This window comes from Hymenobacter sp., assembly GCF_036387835.1.
Lineage (GTDB): Bacteria > Bacteroidota > Bacteroidia > Cytophagales > Hymenobacteraceae > Hymenobacter.
This window is the reverse complement of the sequence record NZ_DASVSY010000003.1, coordinates 31,967-41,940: the sequence shown is the minus strand read 5'-3', so window position 1 is coordinate 41,940 and position 9,974 is coordinate 31,967. Positions and strand designations below refer to the sequence as shown.

The following is a 9,974-nucleotide window of genomic DNA, read 5'->3' as shown; positions in this document are numbered from 1 at the left end:
CGTACTCTTTGCAAAGGGTATAGAAGGCGTGCTCAGCCGCTATGCTCTTGCGATACAAGTTAAAATACTCACGGTTCTCAACCCTTCATCTACGCGCGGCTCCACTCATGGTCCCATCAACAAAAAGCCCCGTTTGCAGTTTGCAAACGAGGCTTCGTGGTGATCCCGCTGGGATTCGAACCCAGGACCCATACATTAAAAGTGTATTGCTCTACCAGCTGAGCTACAGAATCAATTACTTTACAACCAAAACTTGTCTGGTTGGCTAATGGTGGCACAAAAGTAGCCGGCCAATTTCTACGCTCCAAACGTTTTGCTGAAAAAGCTCTTTCTTTTTTTCCTGGTTTTATTCTGGCTTTCTCAACCCGCTACAGCCCAGAATGTTACTCCCGAACTTGTTCGCGCTGATTCGGCCTTCGATGCTGGCGCCTATCAGCTAGCCTATCGGCAGTATAAAGCATTGTTGCGGCAGGATGCCGTGGCGTCACCTCGCTTGTTGTTGCGTATGGCGTATGTACAAGAGGGTTTGGGCCATTATCCGGCGGCGCTGTACTATTTGAGTATGGCGCTGGCCCGGCAACCCCGTTTGTCGACCTGGCACAAGATGGCCGACTTAGCCCGCGACCAGCGCCTGGCGGGCTACCCCGAAACCTGGCGGCAGGACTTGCAGCTTACCTTCCGGCGCTACTACTATTTCGGGCTACAAGCGCTGCTGCTTGGCGCCGTGGTGGGTGGCACCTTGCTACTGGTCCGGCGACGGCAGGTAACGCGCGGCTGGTGGGTGGCCTATGGGTTGTACTTAGTGCTTACGGCAGTTTACCTCAACCTGCTAGGCACGGAACGGGCTGCCTTGGTTGTACGCCCCCGGGCGGCCCTGATGGCCGGCCCTAGTGCCGGAGCTGCCTGGCTCACCACCGCCGCCGCCGGCGACCGGCTGGTTGTGCAAGGCCAGCAAGACACTTGGTATCAAGTGCAATGGCAAGGTCAAGAAGCCTACATCCGCACCCAGGATTTGCTGCTGGTGGAGTAGCGGTGAATTTGTGAAATGGCACGGACGGTGCAGGTAGAACCTTAAACCCACCATTTCACAACTTCACAATTTCACCTTACAGCTCCCCTTTTTCCTCTTTGCGGAAATGATTGAGGACCAGCTTATCGGTTAGGGAGGGGAGCCATTTGTTTAGGAAGACGGTGAGCTTGCCCTGGCTGGTGAGCACCAGGTCGCGGCGGCGGTGGCGGACGGCTTCGAGCAGGTGACCGGCTACTTCCTCGCTGCTCATCATCTTCTGCTCGTCGCGGGGCGACTCGCCTTGGGCAGAGCCGTCGGCGGCTAGGGCTACTTGGCGGATGTTGGAGGCGGTGAAACCAGGGCAGGCCAGCAGCACGTGTACGCCCTGAGGCAAAAGTTCCGTACGTAGCGCTTCCAGAAAGCCATGCATAGCAAACTTGGAAGCGGAATAGCCTGTACGGCCCGGCAGGCCCCGGTAGCCGGCAATGCTGCTGATGCCCACCACCGACCCTTTGCTGGCGAGCAGGTGGGGCAGCGCAAACTTGGTGGTGTACACCGTGCCGAAAAAGTTGGTTTGCATCAAGCGGCGGATAACCTCCAGGTCAACGTCCTGAAAGCGGGCGCGCATGCTGATACCAGCATTGTTGAGCAATACATCGAGCTGCCCGAACATCTGCACCGTTTCTGCCACCGCCCGTTCAGAATCCGCTTCTACGCCTACATCGGCGCGGATGGTATGATGCGTAATACCAAGATCAGCTAGCTCGCGGGCGGTGTCCTGAAGGCGGGCTTCGTCGCGACCCGTAACCACAATGCGGGCTCCCGCCTGCCCGAAGGCCACGGCGCAGGCGCGGCCGATGCCAGATGTCCCCCCGGTGATGAGGACCACTTTGTTTTTCATGTCTAACAGAACGCGTTGCCTGCCTTATAGCAGAGCGGTAAAACTACTTATTTCATGGTAAGTGAGCGGTATTTTGTATTAAATCACTGATTTTTATCACCCTTTAAATTAACAAAAACATATATTGTATTTACTATACAAGAAGCTGCGCTTTTGTCGTGGCAATGTGCCTACATTTAGAGTTTATTACGTGACCTTCTCCGCCCTATTCTATGGCCTTAACTTTACGAATGCAACGTCTGGTGCCAGCTTCTTGGCCCGGCACTTTACTGCTAAGTTTATGCCTGCTGCTAGCCCCACTTGTGGGCTGGACCCAATGCCCGCCAACAGCTAGCGCCTGCACACCGGGTTCGGCTCCGGCTTCCAACTATCCCTTCGGGATGGGGATACTGAATGTAACGCTGGGCTCGATCAACAACACGACTCCGGGGGTGCAGGATGGCTTTCAGGATTATTCCTGCACCCTTGGCGCAACCCTCACGGTAGGTCAGAATTATACCCTTAGCGTGCGCACCAATGCAAGCGTCAACGAGACGGTTCGGGTGTGGCTGGACAGCAACAACGATGGGACCTTGAACCCGATGTCGGAGTTGATTTTTTCCTCTAGTGCCTTGCAGTCCCACTCGGGCACTATCTCGCTACCAGCAACCACTGTGCTCGGGACCCGGCTACGGTTGCGCGTCGCCTCCGATTGGGTGAATTCGCTGGTCCCGACCCCCTGCTCTACGCCCCAATACTCGCAAACCGAGGACTACGCCATAACGGCAGTAGCCAACACGGCCGCCCCCGTGGCAGAATTTGTGGCCGACCAAACCACGACTTGCTCGGGCTGCGTGCAGTTTACCGACCAAACGCAAAATGCTCCTACTAGCTGGCTCTGGAATTTTGGCGACAACACCACCAGCACCCTGCAAAACCCCAACCATTGCTACACTACGCCTGGCACCTACACCGTGACCCTGACGGCGACCAACGCAACGGGTTCTAACGTGCGCACGCGCACCGGCTACATCGTCTATAACAGTTCACTACCTGTAGCGGCCACTTGCACCCCGACCACCACGGCTTACTGCTGCGACTACGGCATCACCCGTTTTTCGCTAGGCGCCCTCGTTAAAACGTCTCTTAACGGGCAAGCGGGCTACGAGAATTTCACTTGCGGCAGCCGCGTGCAGCTCACCGAAGGCACTGCTGTTCCAATTAGCGTTACCACGGGCGGCACTACCCCGCACGACACGCGGGTATGGCTGGATTTAAACAACGACGGTGCTTTCACGGGCAACGAGCTGCTGTACACCGCCCTGAACCGTGTCAGCCCTTCAGGCACGTTGACTATTCCGGGTTCGGCAGTGAAGAACGTACCCCTGCGCCTGCGGGTGCTGGCCGACTTTGTGGGCGGTGCCAGCGGCCCCTGTGCTAACCCGCAGTTAGGCCAAGTGGAAGACTACACGGTTACGGTAACGGCCAACACCAACCCACCCGCGGCAGCTTTTACTTCTAATTACGTGCTGGGCAACTGCCAAAACCCAGTGCAGTTCACCGACCAAAGCACCAATGCCCCCACCAGCTGGCTTTGGAACTTCGGGGATGGCAGCACCAGCACGCTGCAGAATCCTTCGCATATATACTCGGCAGCGGGCGTATTCAACGTAACCCTGACGGCCACCAACTCTTTCGGCAACAACGTAGCCACGCAGAACAGCTCCGTCGTGTTTATGCAGCCCTGCGTGTCGTACTGCACTGCTACGGGTACGACAGGCAATATCTGGCTAACCAACGTAGCTGTCCGCCGCGGCACCGCCACCGACCTTAGCAACATCTCGGCAGCTTCTGCCAACGGCTACGGCAACTACGTCAACCAAGTGGTAAATCTGTACCAGGGACAGAATACTACGCTCAGCTTAGACGTGAATACCAACATCCAGCACGTGTTGTGGGCCTGGGTGGACTGGAACCGCAACGGCACCTACGACACGTCAGAGCTGGTGCTTAACGGGGTGACTTCGGCCACAACTTACACGGCCCCCATAGCCATTCCAGCTACCATGAGCAGCCAGGGCTTTACGCGGATGCGGGTGATGGTGCGGCTCAACAACTTGCCTACGCCTACGGCCTGCCAAATCAACCAAAATAACTCGGAAACCGAAGACTATTCGGTGCGCGTGAACCCCGTGCTGGCCACAACGCCCGAGGCCCGCATGTTGCCGGCGCTAACCATCTTCCCCAATCCCGCCGCCGATGGCCATCTGCGCCTGCGCCTCCCCGACCCGGCCGCGGCCGGTACCTACGCCGTGCGTGTCGACAATGTGGTAGGCGCCCAGGTGATGCAGACTTCCGTGAAGCTGACTCCAAGCCAAGAAGTTGAACTAGACCTTTCGGCGCTGCCCCGCGGCTTGTACTTAGTGCGCCTGCAAAACAGCGAAGGGAAAATGGCCACCCGCCGCATCCAAATAGGCTACTAACTGAGTTTTGGCTACTACTTACTGGCTGCCCTTTATTGTTTTATGAGCTTGTGAAGCTTAGTACAACAAGGGGTAACCAGTAGCAGTGTCCTCGCCTCTATCAGCAACAGTTACTCTTTATCGTATGATCAAAACTTTACTCCGCGCCATATTCCTGCTGCTCCTGCTAACGGAGCTGCGCCCGGAGTCGGCGGTGGCTTCTCACTTGTTGGGAGGCGAAATGACCTATCAGTACCTCGATGCCAATGGTCCGACTGGCAACCAGTTTCGCTACCGCATCACCGTCTTTATTTACTTGAATTCGGAATGTGTTGTACCGGGAGTGCCTTCCCAAACCGTGTCGAACGTGCCCGACGGGCGCTGCAATATCTTTCTGAACCTTTATAACAAGACCACCGGGCAGCGCATCATTAGCTCGGAAGGGTCCAACAGTTTTCAATGTGCACAGCTGGTTTGTGGGGGGGGCGTGCAGTTCGACCAACAGCCAGCGGGCACGTTCCGGCTGCCGCGCATCTCTAACCCAAGCATTACGCCGCCGCAGCCGGGTGGATGCAGCATTCCGGCCGGCACGGTACCGTCGGTGCGGTTGGCCCGCTACGAGACCATCGTGAACCTGCCCGTGTCGCTGGCAGGCTACTACGCCGTGTACACCGATGGTACGCGCAACTTCAACATCGACAACCTAAGCAACCCCAGCAGTCAAAACCAGACGCTGTACGTGGACATGGCCCCGCCGCTGCTGCCTAACTCGTCCCCCACTTTCTCGGATACGGCGGTTGTGGTTATCTGCCAGGGCGATACCAGCATCTTGGTCAACAACGCCGTAGACCCCGATGGTGACCGATTAATTTATTCGTTCAGCACTCCTTACAATAGCTTCCAAGGAACCACCCCCACGTTTACCCCGCCGCCGCCGAGCGTCAACTACGCACCGGGATACTCGGCTATCAACCCTTTTGGTACCACTCCCGGCAACTATGCTTTCTTGAATGCCAGCAACGGCATCAGCCGCTACGCCACTTCCCGGGTGGGACGCTTTGTGGTAGCAGTGGAGGTGAAAGAGTACCGATCCATCAACGGCAATGAAGTGCTGATTGGCTCTACGCGCCGCGAGATTCAGCTGGTTTCGCGCACCTGTCAGCCCAACAATTCGCCGCAGTTTACGCCGGCCACCGTAGCTACCCGCACTTTCACCATTGAGGAAGGTCAGCCGCTAACGTTCAACCTGGCCGCCACCGACCCCGATGGCAATCCTATCAACCTGAGGGCGAACAGCGTGCTGCTCGATGGCACGGGTCCGTTCAATGCCACCTTCGGGGGCAGCCAGGGCACGGTGCTGCCGGGGGCACCCACGGGTAGTGCCACGGTGCAGGGCCCCAACGGCAGTGTCAACAGCCAGTTCGTATTCAACAGCCAATGCGGCAACGCCCGCAGCACGCCCTACGACGTGGTCGTAACGGCTACCGACGTGGCTTGCGGAGCCAAAACTGTGGCCGAAGTATTTCAGATTTTGGTAACCAAGGCGGCCGGACCGACGAGCATTACGGGCGAAGCCGTTATCTGCGACCGGACCACCCCGCGGCCGTACACGGCGGGCGGCCCAACGGCCAGTTCCTACCGCTGGACCGTGCAAGGCGGTACTATTCAGGGTTCCAGCACCGGCAATACGGTGCAGGTGCTTTGGAATGGTACCGGCGCGGGCCGCGTGACGGTACGCGGTGTATCAACCTTGAACTGCCCCACCGATTCGGTGTCGCGCACGATTGATGTGCGGCCGGCCGGTGCTTTGGCCGTTACGCCTGCCAATGCCGCTATTTGCCAAGGAGCTTCCACTACGCTTACCGCCTCGGGTGGCGTCAATTATACCTGGACCAGCAGCACCGGCCAAACTTTCACGGGCGCTACTATTACCGTAACGCCTTCGACCACCACCACCTACACCGTCACCACCTCGGACGGAACCTGCACCAACTCGCGAGCCGTAACCGTGACGGTAAATACGCAGGCAGTAGCCAATGCCGGGGTTGATGCCACGGTTTGTTCGGGCGTGGCTACCACGCTAGGCACGGCGGGCCTGACGGGCTATACTTACCAGTGGAGCCCGGCTACTAACTTAAGTAGTGCCACGGCTGCCCAACCGGCTCTCACGTTCACCAACACGGGCACTACGCCTCAATTGCTGACTTACGTGGTAACGGCTACCACCACCCAAGGCTGCATAGCCCGCGATACGGTGACGGTGCTAGTGAACCCGGCCGCCCTAGCGCAAGCCGGCGTCGACCGGGTGTTTTGCTCGGGCGGCGCGGCCACTCTTGGCAACTCGGCCAGCGCCGTGGCAGGCAGCACCTACGTCTGGAGCCCGGCCGCTGGTTTAAGCACCACCAACACGGCTACCACCAACGTCACGCTCACCAACACCACATCGGCGCCTATTGTCAACCAGTATATTCTGACCGTAACCACCAGCAACGGCTGCGTGGCCCGCGATACAGTGCGCGTTACGGTAAACCCCGCGGCTACTGCTGATGCCGGCACCGACCGGACCGTGTGTTCCGGCGTGGCTACCACTCTCGGCACGACGGGCCTGACGGGCTACACCTACGCCTGGAGCCCGGCTACCGGCCTGAGCAACAGTACCGCCGCCACGCCCACTCTGACACTCACCAATACGAACCCGACGCCACAGGTTCTGACGTACACCGTAACGGCCACCACTGCTGAAGGCTGCACCAACACCAGCACCGTCCGCGTGACCTTGAACCCGGCCGCTGTTGCAGCAGCGGGTGCCGACCGGGCCGTGTGCTCGGGCGTGGCTACTTCCTTGGGAGCTTCTGCTTTAACCGGCTACACGTACGCCTGGAGCCCAGCCACCGGCCTGAGCAGCGCCACCAGCGCCAACCCTACGCTCACCTTACCGAACACCGGCACCACGCCGCAGGTGTTAAGCTACATCGTGACGGCCACAACCAGCAACGGCTGCGTAGCGCAGGACACCGTACGCGTCACCATCAACCCGGCCGCCGTAGCCAATGCCGGCGCCGACCGGGCCGTATGCTCCGGCGACCAAACAACCCTTGGCGCGGCCTCGCTTACCGGCTATAGCTATCAGTGGAGCCCGGCTACGGGCTTGAGTAGTGCCACCACTGCCCAGCCTATCTTCTTGCAAATTAACACTGGTACTACGCCCCAGGTTGTAGTTTATACCCTCACGGCCACTACCGCCGAGGGCTGCGTGAATACCAGCACCGTGCGCGTGACAGTCAATCCGGCCGCGGTTGCCAACGCGGGTACCGACGCCGCGGTTTGCGACGGCAGGCGCATAACCTTGGGCACAACGGGCCTGACGGGCTATACCTATCAGTGGAGTCCGGCCACCAACTTAAACAACGCCACGGCCGCCCAGCCCACTTTCACGGGCGTAAACACCACCCAGAATCCGCTCACCTTGACCTACATTGTGACGGCCACTACGGCGCAGAACTGCGTTGGCCGCGATACGGTGCGCATCACGGTGAACCCACGTCCGCTGCCCGATAGTATTCAGGGGTCGGCTTCGGTGTGCCCTACGGTGCAGGGAGTAGCTTACTCGATTCGGAATGCGCGCGGCACGGCGTATCAGTGGCTGGTAACGGGTGGCACTATTGCCAGCGGACAAGGTACGGCGGCTATTACCGTCAATTGGGGCACAGCCTCTACCACCGCCAGGGTGCAGGCTTTCCGTTTGAACGCGCTCGGCTGCTCTTCCGACACGGTCACGTTCCCGGTACGCGTCAATCAGCAGCTTACCACGCAGCGGCCAACGGGCCCTTTGAACGTGTGCTTGGCTGATGGCCCCTTCACGTACCAAACTCAGCTTACCAGCGGCTCGACCTATGGCTGGCAGATAGTAGGAGGCACGCAGGTAGGCACCAACCAAAACACGGTGCAAGTGAACTTCACTCGTGCCGGCATTGCCAAGCTCATCGTGACGGAATCGAGCAACCCAGCCGGGGGCCGCTGCTTGGGTCAGAGCGATACGCTGTACGTAACGGTCCGGCCTTCTCCGGCCAGCAACCTGGCCATCAGTGGTTTAACGCAGGCTTGCGCAGCGGGGGGGAATCTGACCTTTACGCTACCGGGCGCCACGACTTCTACGTATCAGTTTCAGTTGAATAATGTGGCCATTACCAGCACTGGCAACACCCTCACGCTGCCAACACCAGCCGTGGGCACCTACACCCTCACGGCCCGCGAAACCAACGCCAGCCTCTGCGCCGGTCCGCTTTACACAAAGACCTTTACGGTAGTGCCCGCTCTGGCAGTAGCTGGCCCGGCCAGCTACTGCCCTGACGCACGCACCGGTCTGAGCTACACAATAGGAACCGGCCAACCAGGCGCCGTTTACCAATGGACGGTAACGGGCGGCACCATCGTCAGCGGCCAGAACTCCACCACTATCCGGGTTGATTTCCCGGCAGGCACCGCCCCAGCTACTATTCAGGTAACGGAAACCACCAGCGTCGGCTGCGCCGCTTCGCTCACGGTGCGCCCCGACAATGCCAGCACCAACTTGGTGGTAGCGTCCGTCGAAACACAGGATGACCGCCGAATCACGCTTACGCTCAACGTGCCCAACAACACCGGCAATACCAACCGCGTGAACATCATGCGGCGGCCAGTGGGCAGCACGGGCGCCTTCGCTGCGGTGGGCACTGCCGCTACCACCGCCACTACCTTCACCGATACGAATGTGGACGCCGATGCCAGTGCCTATGAATACCGCCTGGACCTAACCAACGCCTGCGGCCAGCAACTCAGCAGCACCCAGCACACCACGATTCGCACGCAGGCTACCGCCGCAGAAGGTGGGGCCGGGCGCGATGAAGGCAAGGTCACTGTAACGTGGAATCCGTACGTGGGCTTCTCGGTGCGCGAGTACCAGATTTTCCGCCGCGTCAGCAACGGCACCGAGGAGCTGGTACAAACCGTAGCCGCCAGCGCCACCAGCATCACCCTAACCACTGGCAGTGCCGGCTTCGACCAGTGTTTCCGGGTGCAAGCCATTGGAGCCACGGCCGGCACGCCCCTTTCTTCCTCCAACTCGGCCTGCGTAGAGTTTGCCAACGACCTGGTGTTCTACAACGTGGTGACGCCAAACGGCGACGGCCTCAACGACCAGTTTATCGTGAAAAACGTGGAACTCTATAGTGGCACGACCCTCACCGTATTCAACCGTTGGGGCAAGGAGATTTACAAGACCAGCAACTACCGCAACACCTTCGACGGCGCCAACTCCCCGGCCGGCGTGTACTACTACCAGCTCCAACTGGCCGGTGGCCGCTCCTACAAAGGCTGGTTTGAAGTGGTCAAATAGGATCACGGATTTTTTCGAATTAGATGGATTGATTGGATTTTGTGAACGGTTCTTTGGTTGGAAAAGGCGCTTCGCTAGAGGCGCCTTTTTCTATTTCATGAACTCCGGCTATTATCTGGCTAACTGGATTGAAGCAACCCTACTTCATGGCAACCGGTATTCTGCTATGAACACGGACGACGGGAGCACGACTACTCTTCATTCTCCGTTCTGTAATTGAATAATAAACGATGATAGCTTAAACTCATA

4 protein-coding genes and 1 tRNA gene are annotated in these 9,974 nt (G+C 58.8%); 3 read left to right on the top strand and 2 right to left on the bottom strand.

The annotated features are described in order from the left end of the window. Positions 1-157: 157 nt before the first annotated feature. Positions 158-233 (bottom strand) — tRNA-Lys (locus VF639_RS00475). Between the two features lie 80 nt (positions 234-313). Here VF639_RS00475 and VF639_RS00470 point away from each other — a divergent pair. Beyond that, positions 314-1,030 carry an SH3 domain-containing protein gene (locus VF639_RS00470; RefSeq protein ID WP_331143932.1) on the top strand — a complete coding sequence of 239 codons (717 nt, stop codon included), beginning with the start codon at positions 314-316 and terminating at the stop codon, positions 1,028-1,030. Between the two features lie 76 nt (positions 1,031-1,106). On the opposite strand, the gene VF639_RS00465 is transcribed toward VF639_RS00470, so the two are convergent. Beyond that, positions 1,107-1,910: an SDR family oxidoreductase gene (locus VF639_RS00465; protein ID WP_331143931.1), complete on the bottom strand. Its 804-nt coding sequence runs from the start codon at positions 1,908-1,910 to the stop codon at positions 1,107-1,109. Positions 1,911-2,122: 212 nt separating this feature from the next. Between VF639_RS00465 and VF639_RS00460 the strand changes: the two genes are divergently transcribed. Both VF639_RS00460 and VF639_RS00455 read left to right on the top strand, forming a co-directional pair. Beyond that, a complete protein-coding gene (locus VF639_RS00460) occupies positions 2,123-4,372 on the top strand; it encodes a GEVED domain-containing protein (RefSeq protein WP_331143930.1) in 2,250 nt (749 codons plus the stop codon). Between the two features lie 124 nt (positions 4,373-4,496). Then, the gene (locus tag VF639_RS00455) at positions 4,497-9,725 is read left to right on the top strand and encodes a T9SS type B sorting domain-containing protein (RefSeq protein ID WP_331143929.1); all 5,229 of its coding nucleotides are present in this window, start codon (positions 4,497-4,499) and stop codon (positions 9,723-9,725) included. Positions 9,726-9,974 lie beyond the last annotated feature (249 nt).

Coding starts and splice junctions, on each gene's coding strand:
- VF639_RS00455 (WP_331143929.1), top strand. CDS start 4,497: ATGATCAAAACTTTACTCCGCGCCATATTCCTGCTGCTCCTGCTAACG.
- VF639_RS00460 (WP_331143930.1), top strand. CDS start 2,123: ATGGCCTTAACTTTACGAATGCAACGTCTGGTGCCAGCTTCTTGGCCC.
- VF639_RS00465 (WP_331143931.1), bottom strand. CDS start 1,910: ATGAAAAACAAAGTGGTCCTCATCACCGGGGGGACATCTGGCATCGGC.